The 26227-nt window shown below is 51.9% G+C and carries 21 protein-coding genes and 1 tRNA gene; 12 read left to right on the forward strand and 10 right to left on the reverse strand.

Going from position 1 to position 26227, the window contains the following annotated elements; translation table 11 throughout:
- Positions 1-19: 19 nt before the first annotated feature.
- Positions 20-1297 carry an O-acetylhomoserine aminocarboxypropyltransferase/cysteine synthase family protein gene (locus tag BLQ17_RS18110; protein ID WP_092225433.1) on the reverse strand — a complete coding sequence of 426 codons (1278 nt, stop codon included), beginning with the start codon at positions 1295-1297 and terminating at the stop codon, positions 20-22.
- Positions 1298-1321: 24 nt separating this feature from the next.
- Positions 1322-1972, reverse strand: a complete 651-nt coding sequence (locus BLQ17_RS18115; RefSeq protein ID WP_176761305.1) for a tetratricopeptide repeat protein — start codon at positions 1970-1972, stop codon at positions 1322-1324.
- 360 nt (positions 1973-2332) lie between these two features.
- On the opposite strand from BLQ17_RS18115, the gene BLQ17_RS18120 reads away from it, so the two are divergent.
- Entirely contained in the window at positions 2333-4831 is a 2499-nt protein-coding gene (locus BLQ17_RS18120; RefSeq protein ID WP_092225437.1) for a glycogen/starch/alpha-glucan phosphorylase, read from the forward strand.
- Positions 4832-5040: 209 nt separating this feature from the next.
- Here BLQ17_RS18120 and BLQ17_RS18125 read toward each other — a convergent pair.
- A tRNA-Cys gene (locus BLQ17_RS18125) sits at positions 5041-5116 on the reverse strand.
- Between the two features lie 56 nt (positions 5117-5172).
- Between BLQ17_RS18125 and rnc the strand changes: the two genes are divergently transcribed.
- The 6 genes from rnc (at position 5173) to BLQ17_RS18155 (ending at position 10807) form a co-directional block, all read left to right on the forward strand.
- Entirely contained in the window at positions 5173-5895 is a 723-nt protein-coding gene (gene rnc / locus BLQ17_RS18130; RefSeq protein WP_092225439.1) for a ribonuclease III, read from the forward strand.
- 15 nt (positions 5896-5910) lie between these two features.
- The gene (locus BLQ17_RS18135) at positions 5911-6918 is read left to right on the forward strand and encodes an elongator complex protein 3 (RefSeq protein WP_143005543.1); all 1008 of its coding nucleotides are present in this window, start codon (positions 5911-5913) and stop codon (positions 6916-6918) included.
- Between the two features lies 1 nt (position 6919).
- Entirely contained in the window at positions 6920-8887 is a 1968-nt protein-coding gene (gene abc-f, locus BLQ17_RS18140; RefSeq protein WP_342674193.1) for a ribosomal protection-like ABC-F family protein, read from the forward strand.
- A 249-nt stretch (positions 8888-9136) separates the two neighbouring features.
- A complete protein-coding gene (locus tag BLQ17_RS18145) occupies positions 9137-9592 on the forward strand; it encodes a hypothetical protein (RefSeq protein ID WP_092225444.1) in 456 nt (151 codons plus the stop codon).
- A gap of 195 nt (positions 9593-9787) precedes the next feature.
- Positions 9788-10402 (forward strand): NADPH-dependent FMN reductase, encoded by a 615-nt coding sequence (locus BLQ17_RS18150; protein ID WP_218121838.1) that lies wholly within the window; start codon positions 9788-9790, stop codon positions 10400-10402.
- Between the two features lie 63 nt (positions 10403-10465).
- Positions 10466-10807, forward strand: a complete 342-nt coding sequence (locus BLQ17_RS18155) for a hypothetical protein (protein ID WP_092225449.1) — start codon at positions 10466-10468, stop codon at positions 10805-10807.
- Positions 10808-10877: 70 nt separating this feature from the next.
- Here BLQ17_RS18155 and BLQ17_RS18160 read toward each other — a convergent pair whose 3' ends face one another.
- On the reverse strand, positions 10878-11666 hold the full coding sequence (locus tag BLQ17_RS18160; RefSeq protein WP_245695231.1) for a histidinol-phosphatase: 789 nt from the start codon (positions 11664-11666) through the stop codon (positions 10878-10880).
- Here BLQ17_RS18160 and BLQ17_RS22705 point away from each other — a divergent pair.
- Entirely contained in the window at positions 11654-11899 is a 246-nt protein-coding gene (locus BLQ17_RS22705; RefSeq protein ID WP_176761306.1) for a hypothetical protein, read from the forward strand. The genes BLQ17_RS18160 and BLQ17_RS22705 overlap by 13 nt on opposite strands.
- Before the next feature lie 284 nt (positions 11900-12183).
- A complete protein-coding gene (locus BLQ17_RS18170) occupies positions 12184-13143 on the forward strand; it encodes a YkgJ family cysteine cluster protein (RefSeq protein WP_092225453.1) in 960 nt (319 codons plus the stop codon).
- 123 nt (positions 13144-13266) lie between these two features.
- On the opposite strand, the gene nifJ is transcribed toward BLQ17_RS18170, so the two are convergent.
- Positions 13267-16812: a pyruvate:ferredoxin (flavodoxin) oxidoreductase gene (gene nifJ / locus BLQ17_RS18175; RefSeq protein WP_092225455.1), complete on the reverse strand. Its 3546-nt coding sequence runs from the start codon at positions 16810-16812 to the stop codon at positions 13267-13269.
- Positions 16813-17145: 333 nt separating this feature from the next.
- On the opposite strand from nifJ, the gene BLQ17_RS18180 reads away from it, so the two are divergent.
- Positions 17146-19062, forward strand: a complete 1917-nt coding sequence (locus tag BLQ17_RS18180) for a chorismate-binding protein (protein ID WP_092225457.1) — start codon at positions 17146-17148, stop codon at positions 19060-19062.
- Between the two features lie 73 nt (positions 19063-19135).
- Here the strand turns inward: BLQ17_RS18180 and BLQ17_RS18185 are convergent, their stop codons facing one another.
- Both BLQ17_RS18185 and BLQ17_RS18190 read right to left on the reverse strand, forming a co-directional pair.
- Entirely contained in the window at positions 19136-19648 is a 513-nt protein-coding gene (locus BLQ17_RS18185) for a hypothetical protein (RefSeq protein ID WP_092225459.1), read from the reverse strand.
- Between the two features lie 34 nt (positions 19649-19682).
- Positions 19683-19964, reverse strand: coding sequence for an HP0495 family protein (locus BLQ17_RS18190; RefSeq protein WP_092225461.1), 282 nt, complete (start codon positions 19962-19964; stop codon positions 19683-19685).
- 349 nt (positions 19965-20313) lie between these two features.
- Between BLQ17_RS18190 and BLQ17_RS18195 the strand changes: the two genes are divergently transcribed.
- Positions 20314-21897, forward strand: coding sequence for a hybrid sensor histidine kinase/response regulator (locus BLQ17_RS18195; RefSeq protein WP_092225463.1), 1584 nt, complete (start codon positions 20314-20316; stop codon positions 21895-21897).
- Between the two features lie 58 nt (positions 21898-21955).
- Here the strand turns inward: BLQ17_RS18195 and BLQ17_RS18200 are convergent, their stop codons facing one another.
- From BLQ17_RS18200 to BLQ17_RS18210, 3 genes are read right to left on the reverse strand one after another with little or no spacing between them, the layout of a single operon-like run.
- Positions 21956-22375 carry an NINE protein gene (locus BLQ17_RS18200; protein WP_092225465.1) on the reverse strand — a complete coding sequence of 140 codons (420 nt, stop codon included), beginning with the start codon at positions 22373-22375 and terminating at the stop codon, positions 21956-21958.
- On the reverse strand, positions 22362-23423 hold the full coding sequence (locus BLQ17_RS18205; RefSeq protein WP_092225467.1) for a glycoside hydrolase family 3 protein: 1062 nt from the start codon (positions 23421-23423) through the stop codon (positions 22362-22364). The genes BLQ17_RS18200 and BLQ17_RS18205 overlap by 14 nt, the downstream gene beginning before the upstream one ends.
- A 30-nt stretch (positions 23424-23453) precedes the next feature.
- Entirely contained in the window at positions 23454-23855 is a 402-nt protein-coding gene (locus BLQ17_RS18210) for a pancreas/duodenum homeobox protein 1 (protein WP_092225469.1), read from the reverse strand.
- Positions 23856-23997: 142 nt separating this feature from the next.
- On the opposite strand from BLQ17_RS18210, the gene BLQ17_RS18215 reads away from it, so the two are divergent.
- Positions 23998-26181: an ATP-dependent helicase gene (locus BLQ17_RS18215; RefSeq protein ID WP_092225471.1), complete on the forward strand. Its 2184-nt coding sequence runs from the start codon at positions 23998-24000 to the stop codon at positions 26179-26181.
- The last annotated feature ends 46 nt before the right edge of the window (positions 26182-26227 follow it).

A 26227-nucleotide genomic window follows, 5' to 3' on the forward strand; every position in this document is an offset into this window, starting at 1 on the left:
GTCATTTTTCCACCAGCCGTTACGCCGCTTTATCCAGTGCCTGATCGATATCGGCAAGAATGTCGTCTATATGTTCGATACCAACGGAGAGTCTTATCAACCCTTCATCCAGATGGCATTCCGCCAGCTGTTCTGCCGAAAGCTGGGAATGGGTGGTCGATGCGGGGTGGATGGCCAGGGATTTGGCGTCTCCGACATTGGCGAGATGGGATATCAGCTGCAGGTTGTTGATGAATTTCTTACCAGCTTCCATGCCACCCCTGATGCAGAAACCGATCATTCCGCCGAAACCGTTTTTAAGATATCTTGCCGCAATGTCGTTTCCGGGCGAACCCTCAAGGCCGGGATAATTTACCCATTTAACTCCGGGATGACGACTCAGGTGATTGGCCACGTTCATACCGTTTTCACAGTGCCTCTCCATTCGCAGGCTGAGTGTCTCCATACCCTGCAGAAAGGTCCAGCAGTTATCCGGGCTTATCGATGCCCCCAGGTTTCTGAGAGGTACAAGCCTCATGCGGAGGGCAAAAGCGACCGGGGTGAGGTCGCCGAGATCGTGACCGTAACGCATTCCGTGGTAGGATGGGTCCGGTTCGTTGTAGAGCGTGAATTTCGGATCCTTCCAGTTGAAGTTTGCCCCGTCTATTACAATACCGCCGATTGCGGTGCCGTGGCCGCCGATCCATTTGGTCAGGGAGTGGATGACAATATTCGCCCCATGTTCCAGCGGTCGCAGAATGCTGGGCGGGGTAAAGGTCGAGTCGACGATCAAAGGCAGGTTGTATTCCCTGGCAACTGCCGAAAGCGCTGCAAGGTCGGTCATGTTGAGCGAGGGGTTGCCGAGGGTTTCACAGTAGATGGCCCGGGTTTTGGCCGAAATCGCTCTCCGGAAGTTGTCCGGGTCGGCGGGATCGACCAGCTTTACAGTTATTCCGAGCTGGGGCAGGATTGTGTCAAACTGCACATACGTGCCGCCGTAAAGATTGTTGGCAGCGACGATCTCGTCTCCCTGGGTGCAGATATTTATGATGGTATAAAATATTGCCGAAGTACCCGATGCCAGCGCCAGGGCGGCGGCGCCCCCTTCAAGATCGGCCATGCGATGCTCCAATACCGCCTGGGTGGGGTTGCCCAGCCTGGTGTAGATATTGCCGAGTTCTTTCAGGGCAAAAAGGTTGGCCGCATGCTCGGTGCTTTTGAACATGTAGGCGGCGGTGCGGTAGAGGGGAACTCCGCGCGATAGGGTGTCCTGGTCTATTGTCTGGCCGGCATGGAGAGCTCGCGTTTCAAATTTCATGGCTGATCTCTTTACTTTTCAATGTTAGTGTTGTTCTGCCTTGTGCTTGGCAAGATCCTCTTTTACCCTTTTGATAAACTGGCCCAGGGGTTCCCCGCTGCTGGTCTTGGCTTCCGGATCGATCTGCAGCAGTGATTCCCAGCTGCCAATTGCCCCTTCCGGGTCGTCCAGATCGTAAAACAGGACTATTCCTTTGTTAAATCGTGAAGGCATGTGTACGGGATCCATGGCGATTGCCTTATCGAAATATTCCACAGCCTTGGCCGGTTGATTCGTTCTGCGGTACATGACTCCGAGGTCGGTGAGGAGGTTGGCGTCTCCTTTGTGGAGTTCAAGTCCCGTGGTATAGGCTTTTATCGCTTTTTGCGGCTGGTCGGTGTCGAAGTAGAGATGACCGAGTCGTACCCAGGCCTGGTAGTCATCGGGGTTTGCGGTTACTTCCGCCTCCAGGTTGAGTATTGCCTGGTGGGCCTGGTCGTTCTGGGAATGCTCCTGTGGTGCCGGGGTGCTGGCGGGATCCGGGGAGGAGCTCCTGATAACAGTAAAGGCTACGCCCGCTAAAAAGCCGAATACAAAAATAATAAAATAGGTAACCAGATTGCCGGTTGGTCTTGCGGATACAGTTTTTTGATCAGCGGTTTTGCCACCGGTCTTGGAACTCTGTCTTTTTGTCATGAATTGTGTACAATGAAGTTTAAGTTTGTAAAATGACGGTTGCTTTTTCCAAGTTGCTCTGCAGGGTATCATATACCACGCAGTGGCATGTATCAACCTGAATCACAGTGTTGACAGAGAAATGGTGCCACAAATTGCAGGAAGGTTTGAAAAGAACCGCTGTAGCCAATTTCTGCAAGAGAATTATAATCATTTCCGTGGCTGATGAAATGTTATGATTCAAGACAAGAGGTAATTCCGTTCCGCCGGTTTGTCCAGTGGCTCGGGGTCGGGATGATTCAGTATCTGCGGAAATAACTGCGGATCGTTGTAGCATTACAAAATGGAACAGTTGGTTCAAGTAGCAGGGAGGAGGCGCTAATGGAAGTGCTGGAGAAGATTGAAAAAAGAAATAACAACGAGAGCGTTACCTGGCCGTCGGCACCGTATCCGTCAACTGCGGAGGCGATCAAGCTCAATATCATTCACCACCTGATGAGTTTCCAGGGCCGTGATCCGGAACGGTCCGGAGCCAGGGACGTGTACAAGGCTCTTGCCTACACCATACGTGATCTGATGGTGCAGAAATGGATATCGACCCAGAAGACCTTTTACGCGAAAAAGAAAAAAAGAGTGTATTACCTCTCCCTTGAGTTTCTCATCGGCAGATCTCTTGGCAACTCTATCACCAACCTCGGCATCACCCAGGACGTTAAACAGGCGGTGGAAGCACTCGGGTTTGACATTGACGAGGTTCGTGACCAGGAAGAGGATGCGGCCCTTGGCAACGGCGGGCTTGGCAGGCTCGCGGCTTGTTTTATGGATTCAATCGCAACTCTGAAGATCCCCGCATATGGCTACGGTATACGCTACGAGTATGGGCTTTTCTTTCAGCAGCTTGTGGATGGCTACCAGGTGGAGGGGCCGGACAACTGGCTGCAGAACGGTACTCCGTGGGAATTTGAACGCTCACTGCCCCTGTTCAAGATACAGTTTTTCGGCAACGTCACTTCCTATCAGGACGAAAACGGCAGATACCGCGCCAGATGGGTGAACACCAAGGACGTCATGGCCAAGGCGAGCGATATCATGATCCCCGGCTACAAGAACGACCATGTGATCAATATGCGGCTCTGGTCGGCGTTTTCCTCCCGGGAACTCGACCTCGGCGATTTCAGCCGCGGCGATTACATCGGCGCGGTCGAGTCCAAGGTCAGCTCTGAGACTATCTCGAAAGTGCTCTATCCCCCGGATCACAACTATGCCGGGCAGGAGCTCAGACTCAAGCAACAGTACTTCTTTGTCGCCGCCACCTTCCAGGACATCATGCGACGCTACAAGAAAAAGCACGTTACCTTCGACCAGTTCACCGACAGGGTGGCTGTCCAGCTCAACGATACCCATCCCTCTATCGCAATCCCTGAACTGATGCGGCTGCTTCTTGATATTGAAGGGCTCTCATGGGAACAGGCATGGAAGATAACGGTCAACACCTTTGGCTACACCAATCATACCCTGATGCCGGAGGCGCTGGAGCGGTGGCCGGTTGAGATGATGGGCAGGGTGTTGCCGAGACATCTGCAGATTATTTATGAGATCAACCAGCGGTTTCTCAACGAGGTCGCCGAGAGATATCCCGGCAACCAGCAGAAGTTACGTCAAATGTCGATCATCGAGGAAGGTCCGGTTAAAATGGTGCGCATGGCGCATCTGGCAATTATCGGCAGTCACAGTGTCAACGGGGTGGCAGAACTCCATTCCCAGCTGTTGAAAAACCGCATTTTCCCGGATTTTCACAATTTTTATCCTGGCAGGTTCAATTCGAAAACAAACGGCATCACCCCGAGGCGGTGGCTGCTCGATATCAATGAGTCGCTGGCAGGATTGATTTCCTCAAGGATAGGCGACCGGTGGGTAACCGATCTGGACCAGCTGCGCGGTCTCGAGAAGTTTCTTGACGATGAGGAGTTCTGCACCGGGTGGCGGGAAATAAAATACGCTAATAAAAAGCGGCTGGCCGGGTATATCAAGACAAAGTGCGGTGTTGTGGTCGATCCTTCGACCATGTTCGATATTCAGGTGAAACGGATTCATGAATACAAGCGTCAACTGCTCAACGCCCTGCATCTGATTAACCTTTACCAGAGAATCATCCGCGGGGAGGCGCAGGGACGCGCGCCGCGCACGGCGGTGTTTGCCGGCAAGGCGGCCCCGTCTTACTGGCGGGCAAAACTGATCATCAAGCTCATCACCTCCATCGGTGAGGTGGTGAATAACGACCCGCGGGTGAAAGATCGTCTGAAGGTTGTATTTCTCCCCAACTACAACGTCTCCCAGGCCGAGATAGTGATGCCTGCTGCAGATCTTTCCGAGCAGATCTCCACTGCGGGCACCGAGGCGTCCGGGACCGGCAACATGAAATTTGCCCTGAACGGTGCCCTGACCATAGGCACGCTGGACGGCGCCAATATCGAGATAAGAGAAGAGGTTGGCGAGGAAAATATCTTTATATTCGGGTTGTCCGCCGAAGAAGCGGAGTTTGAAAGGAAAAACTGCAGCCGTACTCCGCGCCAGGTGTGCCGCGAGAACGAATCGATAAACAACATTATGGCAGCCCTCAGGAGCGGCAGTTTTTCCGGTGGAAACACCGAACTGTTCAAGCCCCTTGTCGACAGCCTGATGGATGAGAACGATCCGTACCTGCTGCTGCTCGATCTCGAATCCTACATTGACTGCCAGAACAGGGTGAGCGATGCATTTCTGCAACCTGAAAAGTGGACCAGAAAAGCAATACTCAATGTCGCCCGGATGGGAAAGTTTTCAACCGACCGGACGATCAGGGAATACTCCGAGAAGATCTGGGGCATTCCCGTCGAGTAGTCGGGCTGGTTGCGGATGGTGGAACCGGCTTGACCGGAAGCGTAATATAGGGTAACTACTCGCAGCAGATTTGTTGGTGGTTATCCTGTTTATATCACGGATTGAAAGGACCTGCCGGTCAGAAACCATTTACCCGGGCGGAAAAATGCTGCAAAAGGCAACAAAAAAGGGATTACAGATTGTGTTATCTGTAATCCCTTTGAAATTGCTGGAGGCGGCGATCGGAGTCGAACCGATGAATAATGGTTTTGCAGACCACTGCCTTAGCCACTTGGCTACGCCGCCTCAACGTGAGAGGCCCTTTATACCATAGTAGAAAATTTTGACAAGGAAAATATTTAATGGAGAAAAATATTGATTCACTTGTTGGGGCCAACAAGGCCCGGCTCAGTGAACTTGAAAATCTTCTCGGTTATAGATTTACCGATCTCAGGTTGCTGCAGAAGGCACTGATTCACTCATCCTTTGCCTTCGAGCAGGCCCAGGGCGGCAACGATAATGAAAAGCTCGAGTTTTTGGGCGATGCGGTCCTGGACCTGGTGATCGGTCATCTGCTGTTTCATCGATATGATGAAATGCGCGAGGGTGAGCTGACCAAATTGCGGGCGTCGCTGGTAAACGAGCAGCACCTCGCCAAGATGGCCCGTGAAGTGAATCTTGGTAATTTCCTGGCGCTCGGCAAAGGGGAGGATGCTTCCCAGGGCAGGCAGAAGTCGTCGATACTCTCCTGCGCTTATGAAGCGGTGATCGGCGCCATCTTCGAAGACGGCGGTTACGATACGGTGGTCGAGATTGTCGAGAGATTTTTCATTCCTGCTCTCAAGGAAAAAAAAGAGGAACTCCTGCTGGCCGACTCCAAAAGCCGCCTCCAAGAGCTGCTTCAGGAAAAATACAACGAAGGTCCCAGTTATCAGGTAGACGGAGAAGAGGGACCGTCGCATAAAAAAATCTTCACCGTTTCGGTGACGTTTCAGGACAAGATCCTGGGCAGCGGCCGCGCCGGTTCCAAGAAAGAGGCGGAACAGCGGGCTGCAGCTGATGCGCTGAACAGGCTTCTGCCGTAGTCTTGCGTGGCTGAGATGCATTATATTATCCCTGTGTTCATCTCTCACTGCGGTTGTCCCCATGATTGTCTTTTCTGTAACCAGGAGAAAATTTCGGGAACTGCAAGGAGCGGGATTGAGCTTTGCCGGGTGAAGTCGGAGATCGCGGCCTGGCTTGCGCGGAAAAAAGACCGGCGCCGGGTACAGGTGGCTTTTTTCGGCGGATCGTTCACCTGTATGGATACCGGGTTGCAGCGTGCGCTTTTGGATGAGGTGCGTCCATTTATAGAGAGCGGGCTGGTGGATTCGATTCGGTGTTCCACAAGGCCCGACTGCGTCGATGCGTCGGGGGGCCGTATGCTCTGGGAGCATAAGGTGAGGACCGTGGAGTTGGGGGTGCAGTCTTTTGACGACCGGGTTCTGAGATTGTCACAAAGAGGACATGGCGCTCACCACAGCAGACAAAGCGTACGGCTGCTTAAGACCATGGGGTTTGAGGTTGGCGTCCAGCTTATGCCGGGATTGCCCGGAGACAGCTTGAAAACATTTATGGCTACGGTTAAAACGACTATCGGGCTGCAACCTGATTTTGTGCGCATCTATCCGACGGTGGTGGTCCGGGACTCCGGGCTCGAACAAAGTTATCGCCGGGGTGAATATTTGCCCCTGAGTCTGGAAAAAGCTGTTGCGATGACGGCGAGAAGTTACAAGATGTTTGATGGTGCCGGTATCAAGGTGATACGGATGGGCCTGCAGCCGTCACCCGGTCTAGAGCAAAGTGTCGTTGCCGGGCCCTATCATCCGGCTTTTGGCCAGCTGGTCAATTCAAGACTCTGGTTCAAGAGGCTCAGGAAGAGGCTGGTACAGCTCAACGATAAGGAAAAACTTGAAATACGTGTATCGCACCGGGATCTGTCGGCGGTGGTCGGCAATAACAGAAACAACATCAAACGGCTCGATTTACTCGGATATGCCGGGCGATACGATTTAGTAACTGATAAAGAGATGGTACGGGGTAGTGTAACTTATGTTGTCGGTAAATAATTTGGATATTCGCTTTGGTGAAAAGCACCTTTTTAAAAATGTTGCGGTTCAGGTCTACAACGGCAACCGCATCGGCCTTGTAGGAGTAAACGGTGCGGGAAAGTCGACCCTTCTTAAAATTATGGCCGGGGTCGAGCCCAGTGACGACGGAGTGATCAGCTGTGCAAAACATTTTTCCATCGGCTATCTGGCCCAGGAATCGACCGACCTGATCTCGGAGCGGACCCTCTACCAGGAGGCGGAGAGCGCATTTGGACCTCTGCTGGAGTTGCAGCGGGAGTCGGAAGAGCTTCAGGTTAAGATGAAGGATTATGATCCCGAATCTTCTGAATTCAAGGAGATTATCCATCGACACGGTGAGATCCTGCATTTGCTGGAAGGCAGTGATATTTACGCCATCGGCGGAAAAATTGAAAAAGTCCTGGTCGGATTGGGGTTTTCTCCCGAGCAGCTTAATCTTCCGGTATCGGCATTTTCCGGCGGCTGGCAGATGCGTCTTAAACTTGCCAAAATGCTACTGGAAAGTCCATCCCTGCTGCTTCTTGATGAGCCGACCAACCACCTCGACCTGGAATCACTCACCTGGGTGGAACAGTTCCTGAAAAATTACCATGGGGCAATGGTAATTATTTCCCACGACAGGACATTTCTCGATAAAACCACCGAGATAACCTGGGAACTCAGTTTCGGAAAGGTCGATATCTACAAGGGGAATTACAGCTATTACGTGAAAGAGCGCGCCGAACGAAGAGCGATAGAAAAAGGCGCCTACGACAATCAGCAGGCGAAGATCCGGCAGACCATGCGTTTTGTCGACAAGTTCAGGGCAAAGGCGACCAAGGCCAGGCAGGTGCAGAGCAGGGTCAAGCAGCTGGAAAAAATGGAATTGATCGAACTCACCGAAGAAGAACACCAGATCAAATTCTCCTTTCCCCCGGCACCTCCGTCAGGAAGAGACGTGCTGCAGGTGGAAGGTCTGTCCAAATCGTATGACGGGAAGAAAGTTTTTGACGGGGTGAAACTGCTGCTTAACCGTGGCGACAAGGTCGCTGTTGTCGGTGTCAACGGTGCCGGTAAGTCGACTTTTTTGAAAATCCTCGCCGATCAGCTCCCTTCCGACACAGGATCGGTGCGGCTTGGGGCCAACGTCAGGCTTTCCTACTTCGGCCAGCACCAGGCGCAGGAACTGTCGCCCCAGCTCACGGTGCTTGAGACTATGGCGCTATGCGGGGAAGAGATGACGGTGACCAGGACCAGGTCGCTGCTGGGGGCCTTTCTGTTTCGGGGGGAAGATGTCGACAAGAAGGTCAGTGTACTCTCCGGAGGGGAAAAGAGCAGGCTTGCCCTGGCCAAAATGATTGCCGCGCCGGCAAACTGCATGCTTCTTGACGAGCCGACCAACCATCTTGACATGAGCTCCCAGGAGGTGCTCCAGGAAGCGATGGCCCAATATGAAGGGACCATTGTCGTCGTTTCCCACAATCGCTATTTTGTCGACCGTTTCGTCAATAAGGTCCTCGAGGTGCGAAACGGTGGTATTGCGCTGTACGAAGGAAACGTTTCCGACTACCTGCGAAAGCAGGAACAGCTGCAGCTTAAACGTGAAGAGGGCGGCGAAAACGAGGAGAGCTCGAGGAAAAAAGAAAAGAGCGCCGGCGTGAACGATTCGATGAGCCGCAAGGAACAAAAGCGGCTGGAAGCTGTTAAGCGCCAGGAAAGATCGAAGAAAGCCGGCCCCTGGCTGAAAAAACTTGCCGAAGCCGAACAGCAGGTGGAATCCTTTGAAACACAGAAAGAGGAGCTGGAGCAACTGATGGCCGACCCGGGTCTTTACTCGGATGAGACGCGTTGGACCGAGGTTTCGAAAAAGTACGAAGATTGCAAGCGGCGGTTGGAGCGATGGTATAAAAACTGGGAAATAGCCCAGGAAAAAATCGATGCGATCGAAGAAGAACTCAACGGTGGTTGAGCGGGATCGCGCGGATAGCGGCAACAACCGGCACCGCGATAAGAGATGAATGCGAAATATCTGGAAATTTGTTGGTTAGGGCACTGTTTACAATAACGGTTTTTTCCGATACTATTCATCATACGTTTCCTCAGACTATTTCTCCAGCGGATTAAGGGGGGACCAATTGGGCGCTGTGCGTGTTTTACCAAGAGGTGCTGCTGAAGAAGTACTTTTCGTACGTTTATTAAAAGAACAAGGGAGAAGGTTATGCGAGCGGGTTTCTGGAAAAAATATGTACTGCTGGCGACTGTGGCGGGCTTTGTCATGGCTGGGTGTGGCAAGTCCCTTATCGGTAAGTCGGTTGACGCCTCTCTTCCCGCGTTTTGCCGGATAGATGGTTTTCCCGCACAATGCAATGAAATGAAAGGTTACGGTGAAATCACCCCTTCCGTGACAATCACCAAACTCGATGATAGGGGAAATTATCTTGTTGAAGGTTATTTTGACGCAAGCCACGGGGCAATTGGCATGTGGCGCAATATACGCAAAAGCAAAAGCCGGTTCAGGATGCTATTCGTATCCGGCGACGTTATCTCTGATTGTAAGAACATCTCGGTAAAATCAACAGATCCGGGCAACAAGATCAAATTTTCTTTCAAGTACCATACCGAGTGGCCTATCGATGCCGTGGCTTTTACATATAATGTGGTTGTCCAGGAGTAGCCGGTGGTACAGTGCGGTTATGGTGCTGTCCGCTTAGCCGGCCAGATGGCAGACAAAGAACCGCTGGTCTGGATATTTCACTCTCCTGACAAACCTCATGTCCTGGGTTCAGGACTGTCTGGTGTAATCGTGGGCGGCGCAGGGTGGCCGATTTTGTGGCTGGTTATGGCGGAGTAAACGCGGCGGTGCGGTGAAATGATGCATGAATTACGCCGGCTGCCCGGAAAACAGATATTGTGTAAGGGGAGGGGAATGAAAATAGTGGGTATCAGCGGCAGCCTGCGTGAGGGATCGTACAACAGGCTGCTGCTCAGGGCTGCTCAGGGGATGGTGGAAGAGGACGACTCACTGAAGATTTTCGATCTGCAGCAGGTGCCATTTTACAATGCCGACGCCGACACTGAGATCAAGCCGCAGCCGGTGCAGCTGCTGATAGATGCTGTCGCAGGCGCCGACGGGTTGCTGTTTGCCACTCCGGAGTATAATTATTCCATTCCCGGGGTGTTGAAAAATGCAATAGACTGGGCTTCGAGACCGGCCTATAAATCGGTACTGGCCAACAAGCCTACGGCTATTCTCAGTGCGTCGGTAAGTCCTGTCGGCGGGGCGCGGGCGCAGGTTCATCTGCGTGATATCTTCTCCGGTACCCTGACGCCTGTATATCCCGCACCTCACTATCTGCTGCCGTCAGCCCCCAAGGCTTTTGACGTCGACGGCCAACTGGTGGACAAAAATGTCAGGGATGGCCTGAAACGGTATCTGACAGGTTACCTGCAATGGGTTTCTGGCCTGCTTGAAAGTGACGGATAAAAGGTACGCTTTCTCCCGCACAGGCAGGTCGTGAGGGAACTCCTTTAACTTATGGAAGATGAAATGAGAAAAATTATTGCAGTGCTGATATGTCTGGTGATGGTCGCTCCCGCTTTTGCCAAAAACGACAAGGAGAAGAAGCACAAAAAGCTGCCTCCGGGATTGCACAAAAAGCTGGAAAGAACTTCCGAGCTGCCGCCGGGATGGCGCAAGAAAATAATGAAAGGAGAGATCCTGGACCATGACTTGTACGAAATCGGCAGGAACCATCCGGTTGATATCGGCGAATATTCCCTCAAGCCTGAAGTCGGCACCAGGGTGATGAGGATTGAGGACAGGATCTTTCGGATAAAAAACGATACCCGGGAAATACTCGAAGTTATCGGTATTAAAACAGATTTGTAATCACCAGCAGCAAGTTGCCGGCAAGAGGGGCTAAGAATGTCTGCTTGCTGATTTAACGGTTGCAGCGATTTCACCAACCTGATGCAAACTTTTCGAAGTCGTACCCCACATCATCCGGGCGATGGGCATCGGAGCCGAGGACGATTCTCAGCTTCAGGGTGGCTGCCATGTCGAGGATTTTGCCGGCTGGAAACTGCTCTCCCCTGATACGGAACCCTGAGGTGTTAATTTCAAGGGCCATGTCGTTGTCTTTGATAACAACCAGCAGTTTCTCAATCTGCCGGTAATGGGACTTTTGCAGCTGCAGTTCAGACAGATGGCGCAGGGGGCCGTCGAGGTGACAGAGAACTGTTCCCGGAAGAGAGGTTGCCGCTTCCAGGAGATGATCAAAATATCGGGTGAGAATTTTCGCCGGTCCTATTCTGCGCGCAAGCTCGATATCCTGATCCGATTTGGTGAAGAGGTTGAGATGATTTTTCATTTCCGGAAATTTCAGGAAATGGCAGGAGATTCCTACCTGGTCCCACTGTTCTTCATTCAGCCTGTTGCAAAGCTTTTCCCGATAGTCTGGGTTGTAGCCGCATTCAACTCCAAGCCCGATATCGATCCGGTTGCGGTAGAGTTCTTTTAGCCGTCTGCCTTCATCCAGGAAGTACCTGAAGTGATCTTTCTCGAGCCAGGTCCGTTTCTTCCATACTATACCCTCCTCCATATGCTCGAGGAAGGTCAGCGACTTTAGCTCTTTGGCAATCGCTGCCTGCACGTACTCCTCCATCTCCCCGATCCCGTGATTGCTGAGACTGGTGTGTACGTGGTTGTCGTGGTACAGCAGGGAGGAGGTATGCGATGAAGTTGCCACAGCCGGAGGAGGTACTGCAAAAAGACAGATTACGCGTTTCCTTTGGGAAAGAAGTGGAGCACTCCGTCAATATCGGAAGTGTCGCAGAAGTGTCCCTGGTCCAGTTCGAAATCGAGATACTCCTCTATGCCGTCGACTTTGACGGTGAGAGCAGGGCCATCGGGGAGGTGATAAATTACAGTGTCGACATCAGTGAGATCGACCGGTCGATAAAAAAGTTTCATGCTCAATAAATCCTGTATGCGCCAGAGGCGCAGTAATAAAAATAACAGCCAACAAAATGTGACATATACGATGAAATAAGAAAAACTGCAAGGAGTATCAACATTGCGGGGATATATTTATGACCCCGGGGATGGATGGGGAAAACAGAATTACGGTTCGATCAGAAGCTGCGATAAATCTGCGGAATTGAGTTTACTTAGTATGAGCAGGTGGTATTATGTACTGTTTGTGGAATGACGAAACACTGCTCCCCAGGGAGTTTATATAAATTTTAGACAGTCAGGTGATGTGTATGAACAAAGAAAACAGCAACATCAAGGAGAAGACTCTTTTTGGGATGGATAAGAATCCGTCATCGATCGAGCCGAAAAAACTTACTCTGGACAGCCGTATCAAGTTCAGGTGCCATCCGGGCGTGAAGTGTTTTACTGCATGCTGCGGCGGCATAAAAATTATTCTCACGCCCTATGATATCCTGCAGTTGACCAGAAGACTGGGAATGCCAGCCCATGAATTTCTGCATCAATACACAACACCGGTTTACCTGGAAAAAACCGATATGCCCGGGGTTGCGATCAAGCTTCGTGAAGAAGATAATAAGTGTCCGTTTGTCACCCCCGAAGGATGTACCGTATACAGCGATCGGCCTACCGCATGCAGATACTACCCGGTGGGGATGGCCGATTTCCATGAAGGGGGAAGCCGGGACGCCAGCGGCAAAGAGAATACTCCCGAGGAGGAGAAGTTCTTTTTCCTGGTAAAAGAGGACCACTGCAAGGGGTTTGAGGAAGACAAGGAGTGGACCGTCAGGGAATGGCGCGCCGATCAGGGAGTGGACGTGCGCGATGAGATGAACAAGGAGTGGTTGCGGCTGGTGATGAGGCGAAAATCCTTTGGCCACCAGGCGACCCTGTCGGAACAGGCCAAACGGATGTTTTTTATGGCGTCCACCGATTTGAACACTTTCAGGCGTTTCATTTTTGAGAGTTCGTTCCTTGAGACCTATGAAATAGAAGAGGAAGTTCTTGAAAAAATCAAGGAAGACGATGTCGAGCTTATGCTCTTTTCCTTCAAGTATCTTGCCGCCACCCTGTTCGGTGCTCAGTTTTTGAAGATCAGGGATGATAAGATAAAGGAAAAGACGGCGCAGATGAAGAAACGGCAGGATGAAAATGTGCTGCGTTCGGTTAAGGAGTACGAAGAGCTGAAAACTTCCATGGAAAAGGCAAAAACCAAGAGCGACGCCGAATAATCGAGCTTTTACCCAAAAGCTAACACAAAGGGGTCGAGCTGATCTTTCAGCTCGACCCCTTTGCTGTTTGATGTCAAGTGGTTCGGCTGGCGAACCACTTGGATTCGGCAGTTACCAGCCGACTCAGCCTTCTTTGACCTCGGGCTCCAGCGCAGCTGCAAGGCTGTTGAGGAATTTCCATCCTTTCAGCACGTCTTTTTGCGACTCAGCGATCAGTGCGTCAGCTTTGTCGGGGTTCACCCGCTTCAAGGTACGATAGCGGTTTTCACCAAGAGCATACTCTTCAAAGCTGATTGAAGGTTCCTTGCTGTCCACGGAAAGCGGATTTTTACCTTCGGTTTCCAGCTGTGGATTGAAGCGATAGAGCGGCCAGTGGCCGCAGGCAACCGCTTTCTTCTGCTGCTCAAGACCAAGCGCCATGTTGATGCCGTGGTTGATGCAGTGGGCGTAAGCGATAATCAGGGACGGTCCGTCATACGCTTCCGCTTCGGCGATTGCCTTGATGGCGTGGGCCGGATTTGCTCCGAGGCTGATCTGGGCCACGTAGACGTTGCCGTAGGTGGCGAAAATCATCCCCATATTTTTCTTCGGCATTTTTTTACCGCTGGCGGCAAATTGTGCCGTTGCCCCGCGGGGGGTCGACTTTGACATCTGGCCGCCGGTGTTGGAATAGACTTCCGTATCAAGAACCAGGAGGTTGATGTTTTCACCCGAGGCGAGAACATGGTCAACGCCGCCGTAGCCGATGTCGTAGGCCCAGCCGTCACCACCGAAAGCCCACACCGATTTCTTCACAAGGTGATCGGAGATATGCAGCAGTCTCCGGGCGATATCGACGTTGCTCTTGCCCAGGGTATCCTTGAGCTCGGCGACCCGGCCGCGCTGGGTCTCTATGTCGGTTTGGGTGGACTGATCGGCTTCAAGCAGTGCCGCGCAAAATTCCTGGCTGACGACACCACCGTCGGCACATTTTTTCAGCAGCTCGCATGCCTGCTGGTTGAGCTTGTTCGCCGTGGTGCGCATACCGGCGCTGAATTCGGCACAGTCTTCAAACAGTGAATTGGCCCAGGTAGGTCCTCTGCCGTCCTCCCTTGAACAGTAAGGGGTGGTCGGCAGGTTGCCGCCGTAGATTGATGAACACCCTGTGGCGTTGCCTATATACATCCTGTCGCCGAACATCTGCGAGACAAGCTTTATATACGGGGTCTCTCCGCAGCCGGCACAAGCTCCGGAGAACTCGAAAAGCGGACGCATGAGCTGGCTTCCCTTGATGGTGGCCAGGCTTATGTCGGCCGGGTTGATCTCCGGCAGATTCAGGAAGTAGTCGGTATTGGCCGCCTGTACAGTCTTGACCTCTTCGTTGTTGGAAACCATCTCCAGGGCTTTGGTCTTGGCCGGGCAAACGCTGACACAAAGCGTACAGCCGCAGCAGTCCTGGGTGAAAACCTGCAGTGCGAATTGCTGTCCCTTAAATGCCTTGCCGACGGCATCCTTGGACACAAATGTTTCCGGAGCGTTATTGGTTTCTGGAACGATCTTGATCCGGCAGGCTGCGTGCGGACATACCAGTGCACACTGTCCGCACTGGATGCAGTTGTCAGGGATCCATTGAGGTACGGCAACGGCAATGTTCCTCTTTTCGTACTGGGTGGTGCCGGTCGGCCAGGTTCCGTCAGCAGGAATCTGGGAGGTTTTCAGCTTGTGACCTTTCCCTTCGATTATTTTTGCCGTAACCTCTTTGACGAATTTCGGTGCATGATCGGGAACCACCGGCGGCATTTCGCCACCGTTCACAGCGTCGCCGACAGGTACCTCGACGATGTTCTTGATCGCGCCGTCAACGGCGTCGTAATTCATCTGAACGACCTTGTCACCTTTTTTGCCGTAGGTCTTCTTGATGGCGTCCTTGATCGCCTTGATCGCCTCCTCCTGGGTGAGGATGCCGGAGATCATGAAGAAGGCGGTCTGCATTATCATGTTGATACGGGCGCCGAGACCAAGGGCAAGGCCCAGGGAGACCGCATCGATAATGTAGAACTTGGTTTTTTTGGAGATCAGGTCCTGCTGTACCTTCCTGGGCAGGTGCCCCCATACCGTGTCTTTGTCAAACGCGGTCGTGAGCAGGAAGGTTCCACCGTCTTCGAGGTTGCAGAGCATGTCTACCTGGTTGAGAAAGGTGAAATTGTGGCAGGCAATAAAGTTCGCCTTATTGATCAAATATGGCGCTACCACCGGATTCTTGCCGAAACGGAGGTGGCTGGTGGTGATCGAACCGGATTTTTTCGAGTCGTATACGAAATAGCCCTGGGCCGAGTTGTCTGTTTCGGTGCCGATGATTTTGATGGTGTTCTTGTTGGCGCCGACGGTTCCGTCAGAACCCAGGCCGTAGAACATCGCACGGTAAACATCGTCGCCTTCGATGTTGAAGCTCTCGTCGTAATCGAGGCTGGTCTTGGTCACGTCGTCATATGGTCCGACGCAGAATTTCTGTTTCGGAGCCATGACTTTCATGTTGTCGAAAACTGCCTTGACCATTGCCGGGGTGAACTCGGCGGACCCCAGGCCATAGCGGCCGGAGAGGATTATCGGCGGGTAGACGGAGCTGTTTGCTTCGACGGCTTCACCGACTGCAGCCCGGACATCGAGATAAAGCGGATCGCCGGGAGCGCCCGGTTCTTTGGTCCGGTCGAGCACGGTGATTTTTTCAACCGTCTGCGGCAGGGCATTGACCATCGCCTTGCAATCGAAAGGACGGTAGAGGCGAACTATGACCATGCCCACTTTTTCTCCCTTGGCCACAAGGTAGTCGATGGTGGCGGCGGCGGTCTCGCAACCTGACGCCATCATTACGATGACGTGTTCGGCGTCGGGAGCACCATAGTAGTCGAAGAGATTGTATTGACGGCCGCTGATTGCAGCGAACTTGTTCATGGTCTCCTGAACGATAGCCGGAACCGCCTCATAATATTTGTTTACTGTTTCACGTCCGGTGAAGTATACATCGGGGTTCTGGGCTGTGCCGCGAATGGTCGGATGATCCGGGGAGAGCGCTCTCTTGCGGTGGTCAAAGATGAGATCCTCGTCGATCATCTCTCGCATCTGATCGTAGCTCACCTCTTCTATCTTCTGGATTTCGTGCGAAGTCCTGAATCCGTCGTAGAAGTGGATAAAGGGGATGCGGGAGGCGAGGGTGGCCTGAAATGAGATGAGCGCCATATCCATGGCTTCCTGCACATTTTGTGAGCAGAGCATCGCCCACCCTGTTTGTCGCGCCGCATAGATGTCGCTGTGGTCGCCGAAGATGGAAAGACCTTGACAGGCAATCGCCCTGGCGGTTACGTGAAATACCGTTGGGGTCAGTTCTCCGGCGATTTTGTACATATTGGGGATCATCAGCAAAAGACCCTGCGAGGCGGTAAAAGTGGTGCAGAGCGCACCGGAGGTTAGCGATCCGTGAATGGAACCGGCCACACCTGCTTCAGACTGCATCTGATTCACTGTGGGAACGGTGCCCCAGATATTTTCCTGGAGTGTTGCAGACTTCGTATCTGCTTCAGCGGCCAGTGGAGTAGATGGGGTGATGGGGTAAAGAGTGATAACCTCACTCGTGGCATAAGCGACATGGGTACACGCCTGGTTGCCGTCAATTGTTACCATCTTTCGCGACATGATTTGTTCTCCTTTGTTTTACTATTAAGTTGTTTCTACAACGTAGCGAAAACAGAAAAATAGTATTAAATGTCATGGGGAATCGGTCTGTGGTGCTAAAAATGCGTGGTGATATTAGTCTAATACTTACCGAATTACAACATGTACGGATGAAATTCGGCAGACTGTAAGTCAACAGACCACTATAGGATATTTGGTCGTGACCTGCAACAAATCTAAAACGTTGATTGGTTCTATAAACAAAAACAATAAGCAGCTGGGTAAATGCCCCGCGCCAGGGTATGTTTTGCCCTGAGTTATAAAAATTTTTTCAAACGGTAAAAGGATAGTTTCATGTTGGGTATTGACGACAATGAGCTGGATTGTCTGCTGCACTTTTTACGTCATGAAGATGAGTGTGTTTTCCTCGATACGTCGCGGCCGGATGAAGAAAATTGTATGTCATATTTATTTGTTGATCCAATAGACAGATTTGTCTGCAGGGCAGGGGATAACCTCGAAGGGTATCTTCAGAAGCTGCAGTCCGCTCTGGGGCAGGGGTATCACCTGGCCGGGTGGATCGGCTATGAATTCGGCGCCCTGCTCGAAGGAGGGATTACCAAAAATATTGAACAGTTTTTGGCGACAGAGATGGTGCTGGCCGATCTCGGGGTTTTTTTAAAACCATATACATTTAACCATCATACGGGACAGAATAACTATCCGAAACGAGGACAGAGGCCGGAAGGTTGCCAGAAGGACTGTCACAAGGTGTCAAGCCTCAGGCCGAATATGGAAAAGAAAGAGTTTGTCGCGGCCCTTGGCACCATCCGGGATTACATTGAGGCGGGCGATACCTACCAGGTCAATTACACCATGAAACTGCTGTTCGATTTTGACGGGTCGCCGGAACAGTTTTACGCCTTTCTCAGGAAGAACCAGTCGGTGGGGTATGGCGCCTTTATCAAAAGCCGCGGGGAGCAGATTCTCTCTTTTTCCCCGGAACTCTTTTTTAAAAAACAGGGACCCGAAATTACGGTCAGGCCGATGAAGGGTACGGTCGCCAAGGGGAGGTTTAAAAAAGAGGAGGAAGCCAACAGTCATTTTCTGCAAAACGATATCAAGAACAGGAGCGAGAATGTCATGATTGTCGACCTGTTGCGAAACGATCTTGCAAGACTTGTTCACGGGCACGGCAAAAGCAGGGTTTTTGTCCAGTCTCTGTTTGATGTGGAAGCCTACGAGTCGTTGCTGCAGATGACGTCCACAGTGAAGGCGACCATCGCTGAGACTGCCATGCGTTCATTGCCGCTCACACAACTGTTTCGTGCCCTGTTCCCGTGCGGGTCGATTACCGGCGCGCCGAAGATTCGCACCATGCAGATAATTGACGAGCTGGAAAAAGACCGGCGAGGCGTTTATACCGGGGCAATTGGTTATTTCAGTCCCGACGGGTCGGCTGCTTTTAACGTTCCCATCAGAACAATTCGCTTGTCGGGCGGCCGCGGGGAAATGGGTATCGGCGCCGGGATAACCCATGACAGCGTCGCCGAACAAGAGTGGGATGAGTCGCTTCTGAAAGGGCGTTTTCTGACCCACTGCAAACCGCAGTTCCAGCTTTTTGAGACGATCCTGCACACTCCCGGTCAAGGGTATTATCTTCTTGATGAACATCTGTTTCGGCTCAAAGAAGCGGCCTCTTTTTTCAACTTCTCCTTTGATTCTGCCCTGGCTCTGGCAACACTGGCTGATAAGGGGGCAGACTTTACCAGCCCGATGAGGGTCAGGCTCGAGCTGTACAAGGACGGCAGGGTGAAATGTGTCGCCGCACCCTGCGACCTGCCGCAGATCCTTGAACTGGAGGAGTTTCCCGCCGGCAGCGTTGCCGATCTTCCCGAGGTCGCTGTCTCAGACCATATCGTCGATTGCGGCAATCAGTGGCTGTTTTACAAGACCACAAGGCGGTCTCTCTATAACGACCAATATCGGAAAGCGTGTGAACGGGGGCTGTTTGACTACATATTCTTCAACAGCCATAACGAGTTGACCGAGGGGTGTATTACCAATGTGATCATATACCACAACGGCAGATACAAGACCCCGCCGGTCGAATGCGGTCTCCTGGCAGGGGTTATGCGCGGCAAGCTGTTGGCCGGCAGCAAGGTCCCTGTCATTGAACAAAAAATAACGCCGGAAATGCTCAGAAACGCTGAAGCAGTCTATGTCTGCAATTCGGTTCGCGGGGTCGTTCGCGTCAGGCTAAGAGGATAGATAGCAGCCGGGGCGGACGGCCAAGCAGGGCGGCTGGCCGTAATGTCTGCCTTACTTCGGCTCGGTCCTATGATTAGTGTACCATCGACTCGTCCTGGTCGGGGGTTATCTGCACCGGGGGGACGATAAGGTTGTGCTGTCTGCCCAGTTCCCTGACCACGGTCATGAAGGTGGATGGCAGGGGAATCTCCCTGTCTTCCAGGAGATAACCGTAATTTTTTGCCCGGACCAGTGTGTCGGTACTGTCTCCGCCCTCCTGGTCGTCGCACAGGGTCTGGATTCTGAGTGCGTCGGTGATATGCCTGCACAGAAATTCGTGATCGTCTTTCAGCCCGAGCAGTTGCTGTTCTATCTCACCCCGATGTTCTTTTCTGAACAGGGCAAACCGGGGGTCCGGGTTCCGGGTGCCGAATATCTCGTTGGTGATTGCGCCGGCGAGCATCGGAGTTTCCTGTTGGTCGCCCCCGCAGTTTTTCTTCAGCAGCGACTCTCTTATCTGTTTGAATACAATCATCTGGACGAGTCCGACGCCTTCGCGTAAAGAGAGAATGAGCTGCGAGTCTTTTTTCTTTTTTTCTTCGGTCATTTGATTTTTTTCCAATCAGCGGCAGTTTTGCCTGTCAAAGCACGAACTTTACGGCGTCAGCACTTTTTAGCTGTTTATAAATGCCGAGACGAACCTGTTCATCAGGGACAGTCAGTTCGGCGTTGAGGCTGTGGTATTTTCCCTTGGAACTTGAATGGGAATGGGTGATGGTCACGTCATGGGGAGCACATGCCCGCACGATCTCTTCCTTGAGCAGGCTGCAGTCTTCGCCGATAACCTTGTAAACCCATACGCATGGATAATTAATTTCCGGTTTTTCCTTGTCGGAGAAAATTCCTTTTTTTTCTAAAATCATGCCTGACGATATTTATCTGTTGGTTGAGCGGTTTGACCGACCCGAATATTTCGTGCACAACCGGATTGAACCCAGCAAAACATGATCATGAACAGTGAGCGGGCAAGATCTGTTGAGCACGGTTGGTAGTTTGTGAAATATTCGGGCCGGGTTATATTTTTTCCTGGTGGTGAAGTAATAATGAGTCCTGCTCCAAGAGTCAAGAGGAAGGATTTTCCTGAATATTCGGTGAAAGCCCGGGAGAAGGAGGAGTTTTCTCGCAACAATCCGATAACTTTTGTATATATTGGTGGTTGGATGGTGCAAGCAGATAGGGCAAAGAGAATAGCGCGTTGTTCCAGGAGAAAAAATGGGGTCGATACCCCGCTATATACAAAGAGAGATTGCATTGGAATCCGATCGCCTTGATTTTACCGAATACAGCCTGGCTGAGTGTGAGGCTGAAAGAAAAGCCCTGGCCGAAGGAATTCCTGCCATTATCATACGATTTGATACAGCGTTGCGAGCCCGGTGGGTGAACAGCTGGACCGGCAGGAAATATCCCCGGGCTCTTGGACAAAGCTGCAGCGAAATTTTTTGTCAAAAGTCGGAGGAGTGCGGTAACTGCGCCGTTCGCCGATGTTTGCAGTCGGGTGTTGTTGAATCGACCACCAGAATGGTGGAGAACAGGGCGAAAAAACAGCGGGTCGTTTATGATCTCGTCGCCTCCCCTGTGACAGCAGAAAACCAGCGGATAACCGGCGTCATCGTCATGGCTTACGATATGACGGAAAAACACGAGCTGCAGCAGCGGTTGAGACATGCACAGAAAATAGAGGCCATTGGCGCCATTGCCGGAGGGGTCGCGCATGATTTCAACAACGTGTTGACACCTATCATGGGATACTCTGAAATAATTCGCTTAAGACTTAAACAGAGCAACTATGAAGATGAGTCGATCCTCGACTATATCGACGAGATATTGAAGGCAGCCGGGCGGGCGAAATATCTTGCTGAACAGATCCTCGGTTTTGCAAGGGGAACGGAGAAGGCGGCGGTGGTCCAGTATCTGCATCCGATTGTCAAGGAAGTGGTGAAGCTGATGCGGGTAACGTTGCCCGGGACAACCGTTATCCGGCAGGAGATTTTCGAGGACTGCGGCAGGGTTGCCGTCGATCCTGTCCAGATGTACCAGGTATTGATGAATCTTTGTGTCAACGGCTCCCGGTCGATCGGTGACGGTCATGGGGAACTGCTGATTCGTCTTGCCCCGACGCAGTATAAGAAAGATGGCAGAAAATGGATTGAATTGAGCGTCTGGGACAACGGTCTAGGCGGCAGGAAAATGGTGCTGGCAAAAGATGGGGACTGCAGCCTGTCGTCTGATGACTATGATGCCGGTTCGGAAATGCGACTGTCGGTGGTAAAAGACATAATCGATTCGATGGGAGGAGAAACCGAGATTCACGATGAACTCGGCAAAGGCACGGTGTTCAGTATATACCTCCCGGTCCAGGATGAAAAAGGTTCCATTGAAGACAACCTGGCACTCAAAGAGCTTAAGGGAGGTTCCGGAACGATCCTGCTGGTGGACGACGAACCGCAGGTGGTCAAGGTGACAGGTGAAATTCTCAGGGGGCTCGGCTACAGCGTCGTCGGCAGGACGTCGGCTCCGGCGGCACTGGAACTGTTTGAGGCTACACCCGAGATATATGATCTGGTGATGACCGATCTGGTGATGCCGGGGTTGACCGGTATCGAGCTCAGTACGCAACTCAGGCGGATCAGGGATGATGTGAACATCATCCTGTTAACCGGTTATTCGGATAAGGTGAACAGGGATGAGGCTCTTGAGGCCGGGATCGACGAGTTTTGTACCAAGCCGATTTCAATGCGGGAGCTTTCGTCGGTGGTTGCCCGTTTCCTGGCGGGTGATACCGTAACCCGGAAATAGTCCCTGCGCGCGCATTGTCATCAATATGCGCGCAGGCAGGGTGGATACCTGGAGCGTGTTACCCGGCGGATTGAAGCCCTCTGCCGTTTATCAGGCTGATCTGGTCGTTGAGGGTCCACAGGTCGTAAATATAGCCCAGTCCAACAAGGCCGCCGGTGAACAGATAGAGTATACCGCTCACCCATTTCCCCATATACATCCTGTGAATGCCAAGCAGTCCGAGAAATGTCAGCAGGACCCAGGCGAGGTTGAAATCGATCTCTCCCTCGTGGTAGCGGATATCCGCGTCTCTGTTCATTGCCGGGATCAGGAAGAGGTCCACTATCCAGCCGATCAAAAACAGCCCCAGGGTAAAAAAATAGACGGTACCGGATATCTGCTTTCCATAGTAGAACCTATGCGCTCCGAGAAAACCGAAGATCCAGAGTGCGTATCCGATAAAGATGGTGTGGGTGGTGGTGCTGTTATTGGCTGACATGGGGTGCCTCCAGTATTTTTTTAACTTTTTGAACATTGGCCCAGGCGGCATTTACAATTTTTTCATCCAGCTTCCCCCGGTCAATGTCTTGCATAATATGATTTTGCACCTTGGGCAGAATATCTTTGTCATGGCTGAGGTTGTTGCCGATGATAATCATGTCGATTCCCGCCTTGAGGCAGAGGCAGCAGGCCTCTTCAAGTCCGTATCTGTCGGTAATGGCCTTCATCTGCATATCGTCAGAGACGATAAGACCGGAAAAATTCAGCTGCCGCCTGAGCAGTCCGGTCACGGTCCTGTATGACAGGGTCGCCGGATACAGGGGGTCGATGGCGGCGTTGTACAGGTGACCGATCATCACGGCTTCGATTTCGCCTTCATCTATAAGCGTTTGATAGGGTTGAAGCTCCTGTTTCTGCCAGGTTGTCGAGATATCGACGAAGCCCAGGTGGGAGTCCGCAACCGAGCTGCCATGTCCTGGAAAATGTTTGATGCACGAGCATATGTCCAGGCGGCGATGTTCCTTGATCCAGGCCCGGCTGTGGCTGATGACCCGGTCGGCATCCCTGGAAAAACTTCTTTTGTATCGTCCTATTACCGGGTTTTCCGGGTTGACGTTGAGGTCCACCACCGGGGCGAGGTTGAAGTTTATCCCGGCTTCTTTAAGCAGCCGTGCCGTGATACGTGCGTTATTGGCGGTGGTATCGACTTCTGGTGTGCTCCCCATGGTTGCAGCCGATGTGGTCTGCACAAACCCCAGCTCGGGCCGAAAGCGGCCGACTCTGCCCCCCTCCTGGTCAACCGCTATGATCAGCGGTGCCGGGGAATTGGCGCGAAGCGCTGCCGTCAGCTGTTTTATCTGGGTTGGTCCCGTAATGTTGTTGTACTTGCTTCGACTGGCAAGGTGACGGTCGAAAAGAATAACACCTCCGAGAAAATCTTCCCGGAGGTTACGGACAATCGGGTGGTCGCCGGATAGCGTCTCCCCCTGAAATCCTAAAATAAACAGCTGGCCGATCCGCTCTTTCAGGGGGGGCAGGTTAACCATGCAGACTCAATATTGGCAAGATGGGTGGTCTCAGATTTTTTCCAGCTCTATTTTCAGGGGAATGACATGGAGGCTTCTGGTTTTCTGTTCCGTATATCCCAGTGACCAGCCTTTGCAGGAATACGCTTCCCCTAATAGCGCACCGATATTTTGTACAATGCCTTCAATGTTGATAATAGGGTGCCGTGAAAAAACCTGCGGAAGTCCCTGGGTCAAATTGCAGGCAAGACAGCAGTTGGGTCTTTCATGGAGAATCAGTTCCATGGTAAGTTGATTGCCGTTGCTGCCCCGGTAGCCGAGTTCGATATCGTAAGATCCTTCATCTGCATCTCCAAATAATGCATCAAAAAAAGCGTTGGTTCTTTCCGGCGGAAAAAGTTCCGCAAGTTTTGCCTTGTTGAAGATTGTCGAAAAAGTATCAGTAGTATTCATAACGCCCTGTCCAGATATAGAAGAAATAAGGGCTGTTTATCACGAGCCCGCTACGAACATTTGTTGTCGGCTAATATAACAAGGGGGGCAATTTTGTCAACCAACGTTGCGAGCGGAAAAACCCTGTGTTAAAGTAGCGCCCATGAATGGAGATCCTTTTTCTGCTGTAGCAGATAAACATAGTGAATTCGTAGATTTGCAAGGTTTGAACAAGCCGCAGTATGAGGCGGTGACGACCACGGAGGGACCAGTGCTGGTGATCGCCGGCGCGGGCAGCGGCAAAACCCGCACCCTGGTGTACCGTGTGGCCCACCTTGTCGACAAGGGGGTAGCGCCTGAATCGATCCTGTTGTTGACGTTTACCCGGAAGGCGAGTCAGGAGATGTTGTGGAGGGCCGGCAGACTTCTCAATGAGACCTGCAGCAGGGTGGTCGGCGGCACGTTCCACGGCATCGCCAACCTGCTGCTGCGGCGCTACGGCTCCCACCTCGGGTTTGACTCGTCCTTTTCCATAATCGATAGGGCTGATGCGGAGGGGATTGTCAACTTATTGAAATCGTCGCTTGGGCTTGGGAAAAAAGAGAAGAGGTTTCCCTCCAAGAGAGTGGTTGTCAATATGATAAGCGGGGCCGTCAACAAGTCGATGAATCTTGAAACTCTGGTGCAGGAGCAGTACGGACACCTGCTCGATCATCTTGAAGATATTGAAAAGCTGCGCCGGCACTATCATGACTTCAAGCTTGACCACGGACTGATGGATTACGACGACCTGCTGGTGAATCTGCGGCGGCTGCTGGAAGAGTCGCCGGAGGTGCAACAGACGATTGCGGGCAGATTTTCGTATATAATGGTCGATGAGTATCAGGACACCAACCTGATCCAGGCAGATATCGTCAGGCTGGCGGCCAATGAGAGCAAAAACGTCATGGTGGTGGGCGACGACTCCCAGTCGATCTATTCGTTCAGGGGAGCCGATTTCTACAATATCATGCGATTCCCGAAAGACTTCGGCGACACCAGAGTCATCAAGCTGGAAGAGAACTACCGGTCGACCCAGCCGATCCTGTCCCTGACCAATAATATTATAGAAAACGCCGCTGAAAAATATACCAAGACCCTTTTTACCTCAATAGAAGGGGATTGGCTGCCGAAGCTGTTTGGCGGCCGGGATGAGCTGGAGGAGGCCTCCTTTATTGTCCAAACCATAAAAAAACTCATACAGCAGGGAGTGGAACCAGCAAATATCGCAGTGTTGTTTCGCTCCAGCTTTCATTCCTACAAGCTTGAAATCGAGTTGACCGCAGACCGCATCGAGTATGAAAAAAGAGGGGGACTGAAACTGACCGAGTCCGCTCACATGAAGGATATGATCGCTTTTTTCCGAGTGCTCACAAATCCTCAGGACACGTTGTCGTGGAACAGAATTCTCTTGCAACTTGAAAAAGTAGGACCGGCGACGGCGCAGAAGATATCGAACACCATCGCGGGGGCAGATGATGTGCTCTACACGCTGCAGAACTATCGGGCGAAAACTACCTGGAAAGAAGCTTTTGACAGGCTGGTGCTGCTGTATGAAAAACTCCTTGGTGCAGAACAGAAACCAGGAATGCTTTTCGAGATAGCGCTCCACTACTATCAGCCCATTTTCGAGCGGTTGTACAGCGATGATTACCCGAAAAGACAAAAAGATCTCGATCAGCTCAAAGGCATTATGGAGGGCTACGAGGAGCTGCAGAGTTTTATTGACGATACCGCCCTTGATCCCCCCGAGCAGGTTAATGCGGAAGAAAGCTGCATGGACCGGCTTGTTCTTTCCACCATACACTCAGCCAAGGGGCTTGAGTTTGACGCGGTTTTCGTCATGGGGCTGGCCGACGGCCGTTTCCCCCACGCATCGGCTTCGTATGGGGAGCAGTGGGAGGAGGAAAGAAGGCTGCTCTATGTTGCGGCAACCAGGGCCAGAAAATATCTGTATCTGACATATCCTAGACAGCTTATGACTCCGGACCGGCAGTTCCGGCGTACCGGAATGTCACCTTTTCTCAGTGAAATGAGCGGTGGATTGTTTGAGCGGATAAACGGCACCGGCGCCGGGGGCTATGGACAACGTGAGCAAATTTCCCTGGAAGAAGCTTTGCCGGTACGGAAAAAGAAAACAAAAAAACTGCAGATGGAGGATTTTTCTGTCGGATGCAAGGTTCGACATCCGTTTTTTGGAACAGGTACGGTGAAAAAAACTTCCAAAGGGCGATCGCTTGATATTTATTTTGACAGGCACGGCCTGAAGACCCTGCACCTTGATTATGCAAAACTGACAATTTTATAGTGTGATTCCCTGCAACTTTTAACCTGGACCGAGATCCAGAGATAAT

Origin of the sequence: Desulforhopalus singaporensis (assembly GCF_900104445.1) — a bacterium.
Lineage (GTDB): Bacteria > Desulfobacterota > Desulfobulbia > Desulfobulbales > Desulfocapsaceae > Desulforhopalus_A > Desulforhopalus_A singaporensis.

Coding starts and splice junctions, on each gene's coding strand:
- BLQ17_RS18110 (WP_092225433.1), bottom strand. CDS start 1,297: ATGAAATTTGAAACGCGAGCTCTCCATGCCGGCCAGACAATAGACCAG.
- BLQ17_RS18115 (WP_176761305.1), bottom strand. CDS start 1,972: ATGACAAAAAGACAGAGTTCCAAGACCGGTGGCAAAACCGCTGATCAA.
- BLQ17_RS18120 (WP_092225437.1), top strand. CDS start 2,333: ATGGAAGTGCTGGAGAAGATTGAAAAAAGAAATAACAACGAGAGCGTT.
- rnc (WP_092225439.1), top strand. CDS start 5,173: ATGGAGAAAAATATTGATTCACTTGTTGGGGCCAACAAGGCCCGGCTC.
- BLQ17_RS18135 (WP_143005543.1), top strand. CDS start 5,911: ATGCATTATATTATCCCTGTGTTCATCTCTCACTGCGGTTGTCCCCAT.
- BLQ17_RS18145 (WP_092225444.1), top strand. CDS start 9,137: ATGCGAGCGGGTTTCTGGAAAAAATATGTACTGCTGGCGACTGTGGCG.
- BLQ17_RS18150 (WP_218121838.1), top strand. CDS start 9,788: ATGATGCATGAATTACGCCGGCTGCCCGGAAAACAGATATTGTGTAAG.
- BLQ17_RS18155 (WP_092225449.1), top strand. CDS start 10,466: ATGAGAAAAATTATTGCAGTGCTGATATGTCTGGTGATGGTCGCTCCC.
- BLQ17_RS22705 (WP_176761306.1), top strand. CDS start 11,654: ATGAAGTTGCCACAGCCGGAGGAGGTACTGCAAAAAGACAGATTACGC.
- BLQ17_RS18170 (WP_092225453.1), top strand. CDS start 12,184: ATGAACAAAGAAAACAGCAACATCAAGGAGAAGACTCTTTTTGGGATG.
- nifJ (WP_092225455.1), bottom strand. CDS start 16,812: ATGTCGCGAAAGATGGTAACAATTGACGGCAACCAGGCGTGTACCCAT.
- BLQ17_RS18180 (WP_092225457.1), top strand. CDS start 17,146: ATGTTGGGTATTGACGACAATGAGCTGGATTGTCTGCTGCACTTTTTA.
- BLQ17_RS18185 (WP_092225459.1), bottom strand. CDS start 19,648: ATGACCGAAGAAAAAAAGAAAAAAGACTCGCAGCTCATTCTCTCTTTA.
- BLQ17_RS18190 (WP_092225461.1), bottom strand. CDS start 19,964: ATGATTTTAGAAAAAAAAGGAATTTTCTCCGACAAGGAAAAACCGGAA.
- BLQ17_RS18195 (WP_092225463.1), top strand. CDS start 20,314: ATGGGGTCGATACCCCGCTATATACAAAGAGAGATTGCATTGGAATCC.
- BLQ17_RS18200 (WP_092225465.1), bottom strand. CDS start 22,375: ATGTCAGCCAATAACAGCACCACCACCCACACCATCTTTATCGGATAC.
- BLQ17_RS18205 (WP_092225467.1), bottom strand. CDS start 23,423: ATGGTTAACCTGCCCCCCCTGAAAGAGCGGATCGGCCAGCTGTTTATT.
- BLQ17_RS18210 (WP_092225469.1), bottom strand. CDS start 23,855: ATGAATACTACTGATACTTTTTCGACAATCTTCAACAAGGCAAAACTT.
- BLQ17_RS18215 (WP_092225471.1), top strand. CDS start 23,998: ATGAATGGAGATCCTTTTTCTGCTGTAGCAGATAAACATAGTGAATTC.